The sequence below is a fragment of the Seonamhaeicola marinus genome (assembly GCF_008085455.1).
On record NZ_VSDQ01000107.1, the window covers coordinates 1 to 18,604 of the forward strand.

Here is an 18,604-nt window from a genome sequence, read left to right on the forward strand (position 1 = left end):
GATACGCAAGCTTCAATAAATCCTGGGGCTACTGAAATTCCAGGTAATGGAATAGATGATGACTGTAACCCATCAACTCTAGATGGAACATTAGGTATCAAAGATGAATTTAACAAAGAAAATGTAAATGTATCTCCTAATCCATTTTTAGATAAAATAAACATAAGTCTCCCCTCAAGTCTTAGTAATAATGATTTCAACTTTGTTTTAACGGACATTAATGGACGGGTAATATTTAATCTAAATATGTTAAGTAAAAACGGTAAAATTACCATTCCAACTAGTATTTATAGGTTAAATATTGGTACTTATTTAATTGTAGTAACGGATAAAGAATCAGGACATTCAATTATAAAAAAATTGATTAAGAATTAAACTATAATAATTACTAACTATGAAAAGAAGGTGGTTTAATGTAAACTACCTTCTTTCAACCCAAAAAAACTATTTTAAAAACACAAATAATAATCCCCTCTAATGTCGTAATGTAAATTGCTACTTATAAATCATTTTGATTTATAAAACTCTCTCATCATTCGTTTCCTTTAGATTAAATTCTAATTGAAACGGAGCTTAACCTAACCTTATAGAGGGTTCTTAGGTTTTACTTAAGAAATTTCGTTTGGGTTAAAAAAAAAGCAGAACAATAGTTCTGCTTTTTTCATTTAATCTGATACAAATCTTAAAACTTTATGCATTTCATCGATTATATTTGCGTTTTATGGATTATACATCTTATATTTGGGGCATTGCTATTTAAACCAAGTCTCTCATGAAAAAACTCGATCTCTCACTAGGGTTTTGCATACTTTTGGTATGTACATTATTTTCAATAAGAACATTCGCTCAGGATACATTAGATTCTGAGAGCTTTGAATCTGGTATGGGCATATGGTCCACATCAGGCAATGCAGTGCGTATTAATAACTCGAATCCATCTTGCGGTGGCTCTAGGTCTATTAGAATGCGTCAAAACAGTAGTGCCATACTGAGTTCTTCTACCTTAAACTTAACCAGCTATACCCAAATAGACTTTTCTTTCTGTCACAAAGCCAATAGCGATGTTGACACAGGTGAAGGTGTAAACCTTGAGTACTTTGATGGTACATCTTGGATTCAACTTCAGCAGTATAGAAGAGGTACCGAGTTTTCAACAACAGGTAATGGTAACCCCCACAATTTTTCGTTCACCATAACAACTGGGGGTTATACGTTTCCTACTAACGCTAGGTTTAGAATAGTAAATAATACAAACAACAATAGCAAAAGAAACATCATTGATAACATAGAAATACTAGGGTACACTAGTGCTTCGTATTGCGCATCAAATGGAGACGATACCAGTGGTGAATACATTAACAGAGTACAATTAAACACATTAGACAATACTCCAGCAGGTTCTGGTGCTGGAACTACCAGTACTGGCTATTCAGACTTTACAGCATTGTCTACAGACTTAACAATTAACTCTAATTATACAATTACTGTTTCTCCATTTTGGAGCAGTACGAATTGGTCCGAAGCATACTCAGTGTGGATAGATTACAACCAAGATGGAGATTTTACTGATTCGGGAGAACAAGTTTGGTCACTCTCTGCTACATCCTCTCCATCTGTTTCTGGTAGTTTTACTATTCCAGCTACAGCATTAACAGGTAGTACCAGAATGAGAGTCTCTATGAGGTATAACACAATACCAAGCTCTTGTGGAAATTTTGATTTTGGTGAGGTTGAAGATTATACAGTTAATATAACTTCAGCAGCTCCTCAACCTGAAATTAATATTCAGGGCAATGCCACTAACATTGTTGATGGTGATACAACACCCAATACTTCAGATGATACCGAATTTGGTTCAATAGCCAATTCAACAACTTTGGATCATACGTTTACAATTCAAAATACAGGAAGTTCAACTCTTAATTTAACTGGATCTCCTATTGTTTCCATTAGTGGAAACGCTGCTTTTAGTGTTCTTACTCAACCTAGTTCTAATAATATAACAAGTGGAGGAAGTGATTTAACTTTTATTGTTAGATTCGCTCCGACTATAGATGTTACCAACGCCCAAGCTACAATTTCTATATCCAATAACGATGCTAACGAAGATCCCTATACGTTTGTTGTACAAGGATCCTCGTTTACACCTTCACCTGAAATTAACATTCAAGGAAACGGTAATAGTATTACTGACGGAGATACTACGCCTAATGCGACAGATGATACCGAATTTGGTTCAATAGCCAATTCAACAACTTTAGATCATACATTTACAATACAAAACACTGGAAACGCTACTCTTAATTTAAATGGTGCTCCTATTGTTTCTATTAGTGGTAACGGAGCATTTAGTGTTCTAACACAACCCAGCTCTAACAATATAACAAGTGGAGGAAGTGATTTAACCTTTGTTGTTAGGTTTGCTCCAACCGTTGATAGTACTAATGCCCAAGCTACTATATCAATATCTAATAACGATGCTAACGAAGATCCATATACGTTTGTTGTACAAGGATCCTCATTTACACCTCAACCCGAAATTAACATTCAAGGAAATGGTAATACTATTGCAGACGGAGATACAACACCGAGTACAACAGACGATACAAACTTTGGAGATGTTCTAGTTACTGGAGGAACAGGTGTTAGTACTTTTACTATCCAAAATTTGGGCTCCGCAGACTTAAATCTTACTGGTAGTTCTCCTTACATAACAATTAGTGGTTCAAATGCTGCAGATTTTAGTATAACTAGTATACCTTCTTCCCCAATTTCTCCAAGCAGTAATACAACCTTTGCTATTACATTCGACCCAAGTTCGACGGGGCTAAGACAAGCAACTATAACAATTGCAAACAACGATTCTAGTGAGAGCTCTTATTCCTTCGATGTACAAGGTAATGGGGTAGCTGCATCATATTGTTCTTCAAATGGAGATAGTACTGGTGGAGAATACATTAACAGAGTACAATTAAATACATTAGACAATACTCCAGCAGGTTCTGGTGCTGGTACTACCAGTACTGGCTATTCGGACTTTACAGCATTGTCTACAGACTTAACAATTAACTCTAATTATACAATCACTGTTTCTCCATTTTGGAGCAGTACGAATTGGTCAGAAGCATACTCAGTATGGATAGATTACAACCAAGATGGAGATTTTACTGATTCGGGAGAACAAGTTTGGTCACTCTCTGCTACATCCTCTCCATCTGTTTCCGGTAGTTTTACTATTCCAGCTACAGCATTAACAGGTAGTACCAGAATGAGAGTCTCTATGAGGTATAACACAATACCAAGCTCTTGTGGAAATTTTAATTTTGGAGAAGTTGAAGACTACACAGTAAATATCATTTCGGCTGCCCCTCAACCTGAAATTAATATTCAGGGTAATGGTACTAATATTGCAGATGGTGATACAACACCTAGCGTATTAGATGATACAGATTTTGGAAATGTAGATGTCACTTTGGGAACAAACGCTAATACATTTACAATTCAAAATACTGGTTCTGGTATATTAAATTTAACAGGAGCATCTCCGTACATATCAATATCCGGAACCAATGCAGCAGATTTTAGCGTAACTGCAATACCTTCTGCTACAATTTCCGCTTCAGGAACAACCACTTTTAGCATAACTTTTAACCCAAGTGCTATTGGGCTTCGCTCTGCTACAATTAGTATAGCAAATAATGATTCTGATGAGCCAACGTATACGTTCAACATTCAAGGTAACGGAACTACCACAGCTCAAGAAATAGATGTTTTAGGTAATGGTATATCCATTGCCGATGGAGATACAACTCCTTCTTTGCCAGATCATACAGATTTCGGAAATGTACTAGTTTCGAGTGGTACAATTGCTAGAACTTTTACTATAGAAAACTATGGCACTGTTAATAGTCTTAATTTAACAGGAGTTTCACCATATATAACTATTACTGGAACTCACTCTGCAGATTTTACGGTAACATCTATACCCAGCAACTCTATTGCCGGAAGTAGCAATACTACTTTTGTAATTACATTTAATCCCAGTGCAACAGGACTAAGAACTGCAACAATTACAATAGATAATAATGATGCCGATGAGTCTTCATACACCTTCAACATTCAAGGTTCAGGAACCAATGTTACGGGACCTGGAGGCGTAAGTTCTGGTTTACAATTATGGTTAAAATCTACCGATGGATTAGCTTACACAGACGGACAAAGTGTGAGTATATGGCAAGATCAAGGTAATGCATCCGATGCTGTAGCTCCAGTCTCAGGGGTAGAACCAACATACAAAGACAATATCACAGATAACCTTAACTTCAACCCTGTAGTAGATTTTGATAACAATTATACAAGTATTTCTGTAGATAGTGATTTTTCTTTTGATAATACTTCTACACAATTTTTACAAGGTTCTAGTGGTTATTATTCACAAGATGTGTTTGTTGTATTAGTTCCAGATGTCACAGTTACATCTATATTTGGAAGCATGGACATTTTCTGTGGAGATGAAGACCCAGGAAGAAATGAACAAGATGGAACTGGTCTTGGTTTCGGACGATATACTTCTAGATTCTCTGGTGAAATTATAGCATATGCACATGGTACGGCAGGCGGAAGTGGAGGTTATGGTGTTGCTGAAATAGGAACAGGAAGTTCTTATAGCAACCCAAGTATTATTAACATAAGAAACAATTCGGGAGCTACACAGCAAGAATTATTCCTTAATGCAACCGATATTGAAACTAACCAAAATGATGTGGCTGACTTTGCTAATGTAAATAACAGTAGATATTGGATTGGAAGAAGTGAAGGATGGGAAGCTAGTACAGATGCCAGAATTGCTGAAATCATTACATTCTCTTCTCGTAAATCAGATACCGATTTAACACAAGAGCGCAATAGAATTCAATCTTACTTAGCCGTAAAATATGGTATTACTCTGGGGGCTAACGGAACATCTCAAGATTATGTAAATAGTGACGGTAATGTTATTTGGGATCAGTCTGTTAACTCTGGGTACAATTATGATGTAGCAGGTATTGGTAGAGATGATAATTCTACTTTAATTCAGAAGCAATCTAGTAGTATTAATAATGCCTCTGATGGAAGCGGACCAGTTGAAGGTATACTTACTATTGGTTTATCTGATATATATGACACAAATAACCTTAACATTAATAACAATACTACCAATTTTAGTGATAAACAATTCTTAATGTGGGGTAATAATGGCGCAGATTTAAATTTAGCCGCAACCACTGTAAGCGTAGATATGAGTTCTGGGGTAAGTGGATTAACCACACCTGTTACATTCACTGCTATGCAAAGAGTGTGGAAAGTTGTAGAAACGGGTGGTGATGTGCCAAGTGTAAAAATTAGAATTCCTCAAAATGCTATAAGAAATATTACACCTCCAGGTAATTTCTTAATGTTTATCTCAAATACAACTGTATTTGATCCTACAGCAGATTATAGAGTTATGACTGCGGATGGAAGTGGAAACTTAGAAACTGACTATAATTTTGATGGTACAAAATATATCACATTTGGATACGCTCCTCAAGTGGTAGCTGAGAGATCTGTTTACTTTAACGGTTCTTCAGATTACATTGATGTTGAAGACAACTTAGATCTTAACAACACTCAGTTTACTATTTCTGCTTGGATAAAAAGAGGTACTGGAAGTACTAATGCCTCCATTATTTCAAAAAGAAACGCTGCCAATACAGAAGGGTATGACTTAAGATTAGATGCAGCTGGAAGATTACAGTTTACCGTAAATGGTAATGCTGCGTCTTTAACGTCATCTGTGGTAATTCCAGAAAACAAATGGCATGAAGTAGCCATAGTATATAATTCTGGAACAGCAACATTTTGCATTGACGGTGTAGAAGATACTAGTGGTGCTTTACCTGCTCCAGTACAGACATCTCAATCTTTCTTAATTGGTGCTGCAGATGGTTATGACCCAAATACGACAGATTTCTTTACTGGAAACATTGATGAAGTAAGGGTTTGGAACATTGCCTTAACAATAGATCAATTAAGGTATATAATGAACCAAGAAATAAGTCATGATATGTACTTAACTTTGGAGTACGGAGATGTTATACCTACTTCTATTACGAACAATGAAATTAGCTCTATACCATGGACTAATTTAGCGGCATACTACCCAATGCAGGTATTTACATATACTAATACCAATGATATGTCTGGTAATAACCTTCAAGGTGCTCTAAGAAACCTTAACACAGTAGATTACCAAACGGCTCCACTACCATATAGAACGCAAGCAAGCGGTAGTTGGGATGATCCTGCTACTTGGTTAAATAATACCGATCAAATATTACCTAACTCTTTATCTATTGTAGATGGAACAACACCTATAGATTGGAATATTGTAGAAATTGATAATGATGTATACTTAGGTTCTTCTCCTACTGCGGCAAGAAGTAGAAATTGTACTGTAGAAGCTTTAATCATTAACAGCGGAGAATTACAAGTAAATGGAGATAATGGATCTCATACAGGTATCGGATTAACTGTATCACATTACTTAAAACTAGATGGTGTTTTAGATTTAGAAGGTGAATCTCAGCTAATTCAAACAAATGAAAGTGATTTAGATGTAACGAGTGCGGGGACCATAGAAAAAGACCAGCAAGGTACAAGAGACTTATATACATATAATTATTGGTCTTCTCCTGTAAGTACTAGTAATACATCTTCTAACAATAATAGTTTTAGTTTAGACACCAATGTACTTAAGAATGGTACTATATCTGCAACGCCAAATAACATTATGTTTTCTTCCACGAGTTATGATGGAGCAGTTTATGGAAATGACATTAGTATAGCAGATTATTGGATTTGGAAATATGCCAATCAAACAAATAATTCGTATTCTTCATGGCAACATGTTAGAAGTACAGGAACATTGAATCCAGGCGAAGGTTTCACTATGAAAGGTGTCGCTAATACGGGAGGTGTTGTTTCTCTTACTCAAAATTACGTATTTGATGGTAAACCAAATAATGGAGATATTTCCCTAACCATTTCTGCTGGAAATGATTACTTAATTGGGAACCCATATCCATCTGCAATTGATGCTAACGAGTTTATAATGGATAACATTAGTAATCTTGAGGTAAGTGGAAGAAATACCAGCGGGAATATTATTAATGGTGCACTGTACTTCTGGGATCACTTTGGAGGAGGAAATCATAACAGAAAAAGTTACGAAGGAGGTTATGCAACCTATACTTTAATGGGTGGTGTACCGGCCGTAGCAAACGACGCAACAATGAATAATACTGGGGCTATAGGTACCAAGACACCAGGACGCTACATACCTGTGGGGCAAGGATTCTTTGTATCAACAGTTTCAGATGCAAGTTTATCGGGAGCTTCTAATGATCCTGCTCTTGGACAACCAATTGTTGGAGGTAATTTAGTTTTCCAAAACAGTCAACGTGCTTACCAAAATGAAGTTAGTGCTTCTTCAACATTCTTGAAAAACACCAAAGGCAAATCTAAAGGTTCCTTATCAACTAATAAAGCAGAAGATACTAGAGAGAAAATTAGACTATTATTTGATTCGCCTAACGGATATCATAGAGAAATTTTAGTTGGTGTTCAAAAAAATACATCACAATCTTTCGATATTGGATACGATGCTATTTTAATTGATCAAAACCATGAAGATATGTTCTGGAATTTCAATGAAGTTAAATATTCGATTCAATCTGTTGATAATTTTAATGAGGATCAAATTCTTCCTCTTGGCCTTAAAACCCAGATTGAAGGTTTAGCTCACATAAGTATTAAAGACTTAGATAATATAGATAATAATAAAAATATTTACTTGTTCGATTCTGAACTAAATATTTATCACAACCTAAGGGAAAATGATTATGAAGTTCACTTAACAGCTGGAGAACATCTGGATCGTTTTGAAATAGTCTTTAACAAGCAATCTTCATTAAGCATTGAAGAGGCACGTATTGAAGGTTTACAAACGTATTTTTCAAATGAAAGAAGAAAAATAATAGTTCACAATTCAAGTAATAAACACATAAAAAATGTTGAAGTGTATAACATGTTAGGTCAATCTGTTGAAAACTTCAACCTAAATACAAACGAAAATTACATTGAGATTAACGCCAAAACAATAAATACAGGGGTGTATTTAATCAAGGTAAACACTCAGCATGAATCTGCAACTAAAAAGGTTCTAGTGGAGTAATACCTAATACTTATTGTTAAGCTCAAAACCCCTTGAATGTACATTCAAGGGGTTTATTTTTGTCTTCAAAACTTATTTTAGAAGCTATTACCCTCATCTATTTCTTAAAAAAAAATGCATTTCATCGATTTTTTAATACATTTTAACGTTGTTTGTAATACTTTATATATATTTGAGCAGCTATCAACGTAATTATCAAACTATTAGCCCAAATCTGTAGTTTGAAATGAACGGTAATTAACCAAAAACACTAGTATTTAGTACTTAGAAAACTAGGTAACCTACTTATGAAGAAAATCACTTTAAATTATTTATTTGTTATTATAACAACTCTTTTATCATTTGAGGGTTATAGTCAATTACATGCACCTCCTAGTTGTGGTGAAAACTTTACCCTAGACTGGTCGGCATCACCAAGTGCTTCAAATGAATATAACTGGTTACCAGGAGGAGCTTTATCTAATACTTTTAGCAATGTTGATGCCTCAGGAATTGATATTACAGTAACCTTTACCGGAGATACGTCTTCACTGGGGTCTTGGGGAGGACAAACTCCTAAAGTAGGTAACAGTTCTAGTTTTTTATATGAAGGGTTAGATTTATATACGTCAGGATTTTCTAGTTCGGGAATTACATGTACCATAACATTTAGTTCTCCAATTTATGCTTTATCCTTTGATATGCATCACGTTAACTCTTCTGGTGCTAATGGAGATAAATACACAATTACAGGTATAGATACTGATGGAAACACCGTTTTTCCAACATTTACAAATTCTGCCTCACCCTCATACACAACAGATGACGCTACAGGAATTATTAATGCCGTATCATCTTCAACATCTGGTGATGATGCCATAGTAGGCGTTAATTTTGCCGATGCCAATTATATAACAAGTGTAACTTTCTTATGGCAAGATTGTAATACTTGTTCTCCTTTTAATGTTCATGGTTCTGGGTTAGGAAACTTTAGTTTCTGTTTACCACAAACCTTAGATTTTGATGGTGTTAATGATTACATAGCACGCGCTCCTTTTTTAGGTGGAGTATCTGAAGTAACCATGATGACGTGGTTAAAACGAGATACTGGAGCTACTGGAGGAGAAATAATGGGACAAAGAAACTTTAGGATTTATATAGATGGTTCAAATAATGTTAGGGCTTATTTGTATAGTAACAACTCCATAGGTGTAACAACACCAAGCAATTCAAATACTTTAATTCAAGATGACTTATGGTATCATGTAGCCTCAATCTTTGATAATACCACTGGAGATTTAAGTCTATATCTTAATGGTAATTTAGTTGCTAATACTACTAATCCGTCATTGGTAAGTTCTACAATAAATAATACATCTAGTTGGAACGATGATCATGACTTCGAAATTGGTAGAAATACAGAATCCGACAATAATTACTTTGAAGGTTCTATTTACGAAACGAGAGTATACGGTAAAGCTTTAGACTTAAATCAACTACATAGACAGATTAACCAAGAAATAGTAAATAATTCGGGGAATGTTCAAGGCTCAGTAATACCTAAAGATATTGAAGGTCTTCTTTGGAGTGATTTACTGCTTTACTACAAAATGGATATCATTGACACTGGATATACGCCAGATTATTCCAACTCAGCTGTAGATGGCGGTTTAAACAACATGAGAACCTATCAAGATAGAACTGCTCCTCTACCCTACACCACAACAAATTCTTGTTCTGGTAGCTGGAATAACGTCAGTAATTGGGAGTATGGGTCTGTTTGGGATATTACAGGTACACACCCAGACTGTGCTATTGTTCATATAAAGGGTAATATGACCGTAGATTCAGATCATAGTATGGTTGGACTGTTAATTGATAGCGGTAGTGAACTACAGGTAACGAATAATTCTGGACTTTTTAACTCATGGTATCTTAAATTAGATGGAAAAATAGACCTGAATGGAGAGTCCCAACTTATACAGCAATCTGAAAGTACCTTAGATGCTAATAGCTCGGGGACTTTAGAAAAAGACCAACAAGGTACTGCGGATACCTTTACATATAACTTCTGGTCTTCACCAGTAGGGCTATCTAATGGATCTACAAATAACAATGCTTATACAGCGGCCGATATATTTACCAATGTAACCTTTTCAAATTCCACCTACAATGGTATTGCTTCGCCTTTAACAATTGCGGATTACTGGATTTGGAAATACGCAAACAAACAGAGTAATACGTACTCGCAATGGGAACATGCCAGAAGTACTGGAATAATTCAAGTTGGAGAAGGTTTTACCATGAAAGGTCCTGGAAGTGGCTCAATTACGGATGAACAAAATTATATTTTAGAGGGTAAACCAAACAATGGAGATATAGATCTAACCATTAATGCAGGAAACGATTATTTAATTGGAAACCCCTACCCATCTGCCATGGATGCACATGAGTTTATTATTGATAATGGAAATACAATAAATGGCACCGGTTCTACAACAGGAACATTATACTTTTGGGAACATTGGGGAGGAGGATCTCATATTTTAAGAGAATACCAAGGAGGTTATGCTACCTATACGCTTTCTGGAGGTGTACCTGCTGCCGCTAAAGGTACTAACAATCCTGATGTTGGAACTGGTGGAACGCCTTTAAAAACTCCTGGAAGATACATTCCTGTGGGTCAAGGATTTTTTGTTCAGGCAGAATCTACAGGAACGATTAAATTTAGAAACAGTCAAAGAATGTTTCAAACAGAAGATGGATCAAATTCTATTTTCCTTAAAGCTGCCAGCAAAACTAAATCTAATAATTCAGAGAAAAATCAGGCTCCAACCGACAGTAGGTTAAAATTAAGATTAGGGTTCTATTCAGTAAATACCATTCGAAGACAATTGCTAACTACAGTTGATCAAAATAGTACCATGGGTATCGATTGGGGTTACGACGCTTTATATATTGATACGCAATCTGATGATATGTATTGGATGATTACTAACGAAAAACATACTGTACAAGGTATCAATGAATTAAATGCAAATACAATTCTTCCTTTAGGAATACATACTAAAAATGACGGGACCAATAGTATAACTATTGATAAACTTGAAAATGCTCCATCTAATCTGGAAGTATATTTACATGATAAAGAAATGGGAACATACCATGATTTAAAATCTGGTGATGCTCAAGTATTTTTAATGGCTGGAGAATATTTAAATCGTTTTGAGATTACTTTCTCGAATGGCCAAACTTTAAGTAATAACGATAATGATGACAATAGATTTATTGAAGTCTATTATTCAAATGAAAAAAATAGTATTGTTATAGACAATCCTAATGTAAAAGAAATAAAATCTGTTGAAATGTTAAATATGCTAGGACAATCTTTATTTAAGTTCAACTTAAACACAACAGATAAGTATATAGAATACAAAGCCGACCAGTTTACAACTGGACATTATATATTGAACATAGAAACAGCGTTTTCTAAAATTTCAAAGAAAGTATTAGTAAAGAAATAGTTTAGTTTTTTTTATAGTTTGTTTAGTTAGTTTGTTAGTGAATTAGTTTAGGCCCCAAATCTTTTCTAATTCATTTGAAAGAGTTCCGAAAGGAACTCTTTCTCTTTTAAGAAAGTTTAGAAACTAATTCTTCTAACGAAACTTTATGCTGTTCTCCTGAAACCATATTCTTTAAAGTGTAGGTTTTTGAATTTATTTCTTCTTCACCAACCAAAACTACAAATGGAATGTTACGCCTATTTGCATGTGTCATCTGTTTTTTCATTTTGGCTGCATCCGGATACAACTCTGCATTAACTTCGTTATGCCTCAATTCTTTTATTGCCTTTAAACAAAACAACGCTTCTTTATCACCAAAATTTATAAATAACACCTCAACATTTTTACTTACGGTTTCTGGAAATAATCCTAATTCCTCTAATACCAAATAAATGCGGTCTAACCCAAAACTAATCCCAACACCACTAACATCTTTCATCCCAAAAATACCAGTTAAGTCATCATAACGACCACCGCCACCAATAGATCCCATTTTTACGTCTTTAGGAGCAGATACTTCAAAAATAGCACCTGTATAATAGTTCAATCCACGTGCTAATGTAACATCTAATTGTAAGGTAGCTGCAGTTAAACCTAGTTCTGCAATTGCCGCATCAATAAATGCCAACTCTTCAATACCTTTTAGCCCTTCTTCTGAAGCAGATAAGATGGATTTTAAACTTTCTATTTGAGATTCAAAAGTTCCAGAAAGCGTAAATAAAGGCTGTAATTTATCAATCCCTTCTTGAGAAATTCCTTTGCTTAACATTTCTTCTTTTACTTTCTCCTCTCCTATTTTATCAAGCTTGTCAAGTGCTACCGTAAAATCAATAAGTTTATCACTTGCGTCAATAACCTCAGCAATACCAGATAATATCTTTCTATTATTAATTTTTATAGTAACACCTTCTAATTTTAAGGCTGAAAATACTGTATCGTACAATTGAATAAACTCTACCTCTTGCCATAAGCTCTTACTACCTACTACATCGGCATCACATTGATAAAACTCTCTAAAGCGTCCTTTTTGAGGTCTGTCTGCTCTCCAAACTGGTTGTATCTGATAACGTTTAAATGGGAATTCAATCTCATTTTGATGTTGTACAACGTAACGTGCAAAAGGTACTGTTAAATCATAGCGTAAAGCTTTTTCTGAAATGCTACCAGTAAGTTTATTAGAATCTTTATTCTCATAAGCCTCTGCATTCGCTTTAGCTAAATAATCTCCAGAATTTAAAATCTTAAAGATCAAACGGTCTCCTTCTTCGCCATACTTACCCATTAAGGTACTGGAGTTTTCAAAACTAGGTGTTTCTATAGGTTGAAATCCAAATGTTTTAAAAGTGCCACGAATAGTATTAAAAATGTAGTTTCGCTTCGCTACTTGTTCTGGATTAAAATCTCTGGTGCCTTTGGGTATACTTGGTTTTTGAGCCATAATATTTCCTGCGAACGCAGGTATCTCTTTTAAAATTATAAAAATAGATTCCGCATCAAGTGCGGAATGACAAAAATAAATAATGAATACGTCATTGCGAGCTTTTTTCTAAAAAAAGCGTGGCAATCTTTTAAATCAAACTAAAAAAAAGTAAAAAGCTAAAAAACAAAAGAGACTGCTACGTCGTTCTACTCCTTGCAGTGACAGTTACTAATTTATTAACGTATCAAAATACTTAAACAAATTGCCTTTAGTAATAACCGCGCCTTGTTCTATCATTTTAAATTTATCAAGATTTTTATCTTCTGAATATTCTTTATTAGCCTGTAAAAACTCAACGTTTTCGTTCATTAAATTTTCTCGTAACCAGGCATAACCTTCTGTTGTTGTGATATCTATATCGTTCTTAACGTTCACTACAATGGCCTGCATATTCTCTTCTCCAAGTCTGAACAAATACATGTGTTTAGCAGAAATATGTTCTAAATATTCTGCATTATTTAAAACACCTTCCCAAATTAAATCACTAAAAACATCTAATTCAGTTTCAGCTAATTCTGGTTTATTATTTTTTAAGTTTTTCCACTCCTCAGCAGTTATCTGTTGTGTGGCTAAAAAATTGATAAACTCTTGGTGCAGTTCTTCAAACTGTTCTTTTGTTAATCTTGAATACTTCATTATTAATTGTGTTGTTTTGTTGCCCTATATGCGGCAAAAGGTCTATCTGTAGCTATAACATCTATGCCATTATTTACCCATAATTGATATAACGAATCTCCTTTTGATTCCGCTTGCTTATCTAAATTTCCTAGGGTTCCCAAAATGGTTTTTATACCGTAAGAATGAATCTTTTTATACAATTCATCGGGGGATAAACGAGTACCTGTAAAAGCCAACATATTTTTCGTTGGAATTCCAGAATGTATTAACCAATCTAATTCTTTTTCATTTCTTGCAGATACAGATAAAACCAGTTCTGGCGCAATTTTATAAGCTCTTTCAGCCTGCTCCATATCGTACGTTATTATTATCGACACGTCTTGTGCACCAACTTCATTTATTAGCTTTACAACTTGTTCTACAGCTACACTTCTTTTAATATCTATGGTTAAAACCACGTTATTGGTCTTTGCCCATTCCAAAACATTCTTAAAAATCGGGATTTTATAAGAAGTAGGACTTCCAAAATCATCCTTTAAATTAATAGATTGGAGGTCTTTATATGTCTTGTTTGCTATTTGACCACTTCCAGTTGATGTTCTATCTAGAGTGTTATCGTGCATAAGCACTAACACATCATCTTTAGTTTTTGCAACATCTATTTCAAAAATGACATTTTTAATACTATCATTTATATACTGTAAGGTTTCCAGGCAATTTTCAGGGAAATTCTTTAAGCCTTTACCTCCTCTATGAACACTTATAATAGTTGGCGAATCTGGATTATAAGCAAATTGCTCTAACAATTTAGAAGACTGCTTGTCCTCAACCTTGTTAGTATTGGTTTTACAAGATGATACTACTACAATCAGTAAAAATGCTACTATAATTCTTCTCATGGTAATAAAAAAAATGCGCTCCTAAATAAGGAGCGCAAATTTACTAATATTATTACGGTTTATTCTAGAAAATATAACGTAATCCTATTTGAGCTTGCCATCTAGAAGCTAAACTAGAATCAAAACCAAAAGTATTATTTAAATCTCCATTAAATGAATACGTTGGTGTGCCAGAACCATCAACAGTAACACCTATAGGTTGTACGTTATTAGGTTGTTGGATAACACCCCATTCCGAACTTAATAAATTACCAAAGTTTAGGATATCTAAACTTAATTGTATTGTATTTGTTTTATCATTACCAACACCTACAATAAAGTCTTGTAAAACTTTAATATCCCAACGACCTCTCCAAGGCGCTAAAGCTCCGTAACGCTCTGCGTATTGTCCTCTCCTTCCACTTAAGTAGTCATCTTGAGCTATGTAATCCTCTAATGCCGCAGCATCTCCAGGACTTGCAAATTGCATTTGACCTATTTCACTAGAAGTTGGAATATAAAGTAAATCATTTAAACCAGATCCATCGCCATTAATGTCTCCTCCGTAAGTATAACTAAAACGACCTCCTTGAGCATATTCAAAGAATGTTGAAATAGTAGTAGCTACTTTATCATTTCCATAAGTCCATTTTTTACTTGCAACACCAATAAATCTATGCGTATCACCATACCTAGAGTAAGACAGCACATCGTTATTTACATTTCCTAAAGCTGGATTACCAGCAAAGGCATCACCAGTAATTTCTGCTTCTATAGAGTTAACATCCTTAGAATTTAGATAGTTATAAGCCAACATTGTATAAAACCCTCCTTTGAACGTCTTTTGTGCTTTAATAGAAGCATTCCAAATTCTACCTTCATCAGAATTTGTCATTACATAAGCATTAGCGTTTGCAGGGAAAGGTACATCTACTTGCACATAATCTGAAGCAGTATAAATTGCTCTATTATCAACGCCTTGTAAAGTACCTGTAGGTTCAATTAATCCCCAATTTTGTACATGAGGACCATTAATATCTTTTGTATAAGATACATCGGCAGTTAATATTAAACCGTTCTCAAGTCTCTTATCAACTCCGAGGTTTGTTCTCCAAACTTGAGGGAATTTATAATCTGGATCAACCATTTGGTGGAACCACCAATTTGGGTTTCCTGTTTGATTAGATAACCATACAAATGGGAAACGACCAGTAAATAGACCTGATCCACCACGCAATTGGAAAGTACTATCTCCATTTACATCATAATTGAATCCAACTCTAGGCGATATTAACCAATCATTGTCGGGCATGCTTGTATTATCTAGTAATTGAACATTTCCGGTATTAGGATTAATATAAGGGGTATTAGGTGCGTAATCTGAAGCTAAGTCAATTACATTTTGAGCTTTTTCTGCTGTATCAAAAAACAATGGTTTATCAAAACGAACACCATAAGTTAATTTAAACTTGTCCGTAACATTCCATTCATCTTGTAAATAGAATGAAAGTTGTCCCACATTAGTTTCATTTAAGGCCCAACCACCAGCAACACCAGTACCATTTGCAGATAAGGCATTATGAGCAGCCGTAGCATCATTTAACATAGTTTCTAATCCTCCTCCTGGAGCTGCATCTGCCAATAACTCAGCTACACTACCATAGGAAGGAAAGAAAACACCTCTACCTCCATAAACACCTAAGTTAAAAGAGTTATCAAATTGAAATTTTTCAAAAGAAGTTCCAATGGTAAATGTATGATCCCCTTTAAAAAAGTTCAAATTATCTGTAAATTGAAAAACTTTTTGATCTAGTCTGTTGTTGATTGAGAACGGCTCATGACCAGCAATAATGTAATTAGAACCACCTTCTAAAATTGTAATGGTAGGAGCAGGTGCAGACAATGGGTTTCTAAAATCATCGAAATGTGTATATCCAATTTGAAGCTTATTAGTAGCTTCATCTGATAAGGTTGAGTTTAACTCTAATTGTATAGAGTTTAATTTATTATTAATCTCATAACCTGTGTTTTGATACTGCAATGTTGCTGCATTTGGACCTCTAAATCCTAAAGCTGTAGGATGCGCAGGCTTTTCTTTAGAAGCATTTAAAAAGTTATAAATTACAGCTAAACGGTTGTTATCGTTTATATTCCAATCTAATTTAAAAATACCTTTAGTAGATTTTGCTGCATAAGTAAATCCTTCATAAGCCCCTGTATCGTAACCTAAAGCAGCCAGAGCATCGCTTACTGCTATTAAATCGCTTTCAGTCACTCTAGATTCATTAATAGCTCCAGAACCTGTATTTGGCACCCAACCGTTTGTTCCTAAATCATCTCTATCGTCTGTCTCGAAATTAGCGAAAAAGAAAAGTTTGTTTTTTATAATTGGACCTCCAATACTTATACCATATTGTTTTTGATTTAAGTCTGGGCGCGTAACTTCGTCTCCCTTAATTTTTTTACCAGTTAAAGTTTCGTCTCTGTAGAAACCATAAACTGTTCCATGAAATTCATTAGTTCCACTTTTGGTAACGGCATTTACAGATGCTCCGGTAAAACCAGATTGCGTAACATCATAAGGCGCAGTTGTAACCTGAATTTGATCTATTGCATCTAAAGATATTGGTTGCGCTCCAGTTTGCCCACCAGGCGTTGGCGCATCTAATCCGAATGGATTATTAAAAATGGCACCATCTAAGGAAAAGTTGTTGAATTGATCATTACGTCCTCCAAAAGATCCGCCACTTGCGGTTGGTTCTAAACGTGTAAAATCCGCTTGCGATCTTGAAATAGTTGGTAAACGTGTAATTTCTCTTCGTCCAACACTAGTTTCTGCTCCAGTACGATCACTTCCAAAAGTTCCCGTACCACCAGTACCTTGAATAACCACAGCATCTAATTGTTGACTGTCTTCAGTTAAAGTAACATTAATGTTTTGCGTTTTACCTAAAGTTAAAAACACATCATTAAATGTTTGTTCTTGATAACCTATAAAACTTACGGTAATGGTGTAGGGCCCACCTACTCTTAAATTTAAAAGGTTAAACCTGCCATCAAAGTTAGTTGCTGCTCCATACTTTGTACCTGTAGGTGTATGAATTGCTACTACATTTGCACCAGGAAGTGGCTCTGAGCTTTGGTCTACTATAAGCCCTTTAATGTTTGATGTTGTTACTTGCGAAAACGCAAATAACCCACAAAACATGAAAAAAAATAAGATAGTTGTTTTTTTCATCCAGTTTGTTTTAAATGAGTTAGTCTATTATGCACGCATAAAAAGTGCTCATCAAAAGTAGTAAAAAAAAAGGCTACTCTTTCGAGTAGCCTTCATTTTATGATAATGCTTTATTAACCGTTTGTTAACTTAGCTTTTCTGCGCAATTACTTCAAAAGGTAATTCAACAGATACTTCTCTGTGCAAACGAATAATGGCAGTATACTTACCTAAACGCTTTACATTTCCACCAATTACATTGATGAATTTTTTATCTATTGTTTGTCCTTCTTTTTCTAAAGCAGCCGCTACATCAATGTTGTTTACAGAACCAAATAATTTGTCTCCTGTTCCAACCTTAGATGCAATTTTAATTTCTAAAGCTTTTAATGCTTCCGCTACTTTATTAGCATCGTCAACAATTTTCTTTTCTTTAAAAGCTCTTTGCTTTAAATTCTCTGCTAATACTTTTTTAGCTGATACAGTAGCTAAAATCGCTTTTCCTGTAGGAATTAAAAAGTTTCTACCGTAACCGTTCTTTACTGTTACAACATCGTCTTTAAATCCTAAATTCTCAACGTCTTGTTTTAATATAAGTTCCATTGTTATCGGTAT

General features: G+C 34.7%; 8 protein-coding genes. 3 read left to right on the forward strand and 5 right to left on the reverse strand.

The features are described 5' to 3' along the window. The 3 genes from FUA24_RS00680 to FUA24_RS00690 all read left to right on the forward strand — a co-directional run. Positions 1 to 375 (forward strand): T9SS type A sorting domain-containing protein (locus FUA24_RS00680; protein WP_148539613.1); only part of this gene is annotated, 375 nt, incomplete at its 5' end. 397 nt (positions 376 to 772) lie between these two features. Then, the gene (locus tag FUA24_RS00685) at positions 773 to 8,254 is read left to right on the forward strand and encodes a choice-of-anchor D domain-containing protein (protein WP_148539614.1); all 7,482 of its coding nucleotides are present in this window, start codon (positions 773 to 775) and stop codon (positions 8,252 to 8,254) included. 287 nt (positions 8,255 to 8,541) lie between these two features. Beyond that, positions 8,542 to 11,757 carry a LamG-like jellyroll fold domain-containing protein gene (locus tag FUA24_RS00690; protein WP_148539615.1) on the forward strand — a complete coding sequence of 1,072 codons (3,216 nt, stop codon included), beginning with the start codon at positions 8,542 to 8,544 and terminating at the stop codon, positions 11,755 to 11,757. A 106-nt stretch (positions 11,758 to 11,863) separates the two neighbouring features. Here the strand turns inward: FUA24_RS00690 and hisS are convergent, their stop codons facing one another. The 5 genes from hisS to rplI form a co-directional block, all read right to left on the reverse strand. Then, the gene (gene hisS / locus FUA24_RS00695) at positions 11,864 to 13,234 is read right to left on the reverse strand and encodes a histidine--tRNA ligase (protein ID WP_148539616.1); all 1,371 of its coding nucleotides are present in this window, start codon (positions 13,232 to 13,234) and stop codon (positions 11,864 to 11,866) included. Positions 13,235 to 13,444: 210 nt separating this feature from the next. Next, entirely contained in the window at positions 13,445 to 13,912 is a 468-nt protein-coding gene (locus tag FUA24_RS00700; protein ID WP_148539617.1) for a DUF6495 family protein, read from the reverse strand. A 2-nt stretch (positions 13,913 to 13,914) separates the two neighbouring features. Next, positions 13,915 to 14,793 (reverse strand): glycerophosphodiester phosphodiesterase family protein, encoded by an 879-nt coding sequence (locus tag FUA24_RS00705; RefSeq protein ID WP_148539618.1) that lies wholly within the window; start codon positions 14,791 to 14,793, stop codon positions 13,915 to 13,917. Between the two features lie 64 nt (positions 14,794 to 14,857). After that, positions 14,858 to 18,010, reverse strand: a complete 3,153-nt coding sequence (locus FUA24_RS00710; RefSeq protein ID WP_148539619.1) for a TonB-dependent receptor — start codon at positions 18,008 to 18,010, stop codon at positions 14,858 to 14,860. Positions 18,011 to 18,139: 129 nt separating this feature from the next. Next, entirely contained in the window at positions 18,140 to 18,592 is a 453-nt protein-coding gene (gene rplI, locus FUA24_RS00715) for a 50S ribosomal protein L9 (RefSeq protein ID WP_148539620.1), read from the reverse strand. Positions 18,593 to 18,604 lie beyond the last annotated feature (12 nt).

Coding starts and splice junctions, on each gene's coding strand:
- FUA24_RS00685 (WP_148539614.1), top strand. CDS start 773: ATGAAAAAACTCGATCTCTCACTAGGGTTTTGCATACTTTTGGTATGT.
- FUA24_RS00690 (WP_148539615.1), top strand. CDS start 8,542: ATGAAGAAAATCACTTTAAATTATTTATTTGTTATTATAACAACTCTT.
- hisS (WP_148539616.1), bottom strand. CDS start 13,234: ATGGCTCAAAAACCAAGTATACCCAAAGGCACCAGAGATTTTAATCCA.
- FUA24_RS00700 (WP_148539617.1), bottom strand. CDS start 13,912: ATGAAGTATTCAAGATTAACAAAAGAACAGTTTGAAGAACTGCACCAA.
- FUA24_RS00705 (WP_148539618.1), bottom strand. CDS start 14,793: ATGAGAAGAATTATAGTAGCATTTTTACTGATTGTAGTAGTATCATCT.
- FUA24_RS00710 (WP_148539619.1), bottom strand. CDS start 18,010: ATGAAAAAAACAACTATCTTATTTTTTTTCATGTTTTGTGGGTTATTT.
- rplI (WP_148539620.1), bottom strand. CDS start 18,592: ATGGAACTTATATTAAAACAAGACGTTGAGAATTTAGGATTTAAAGAC.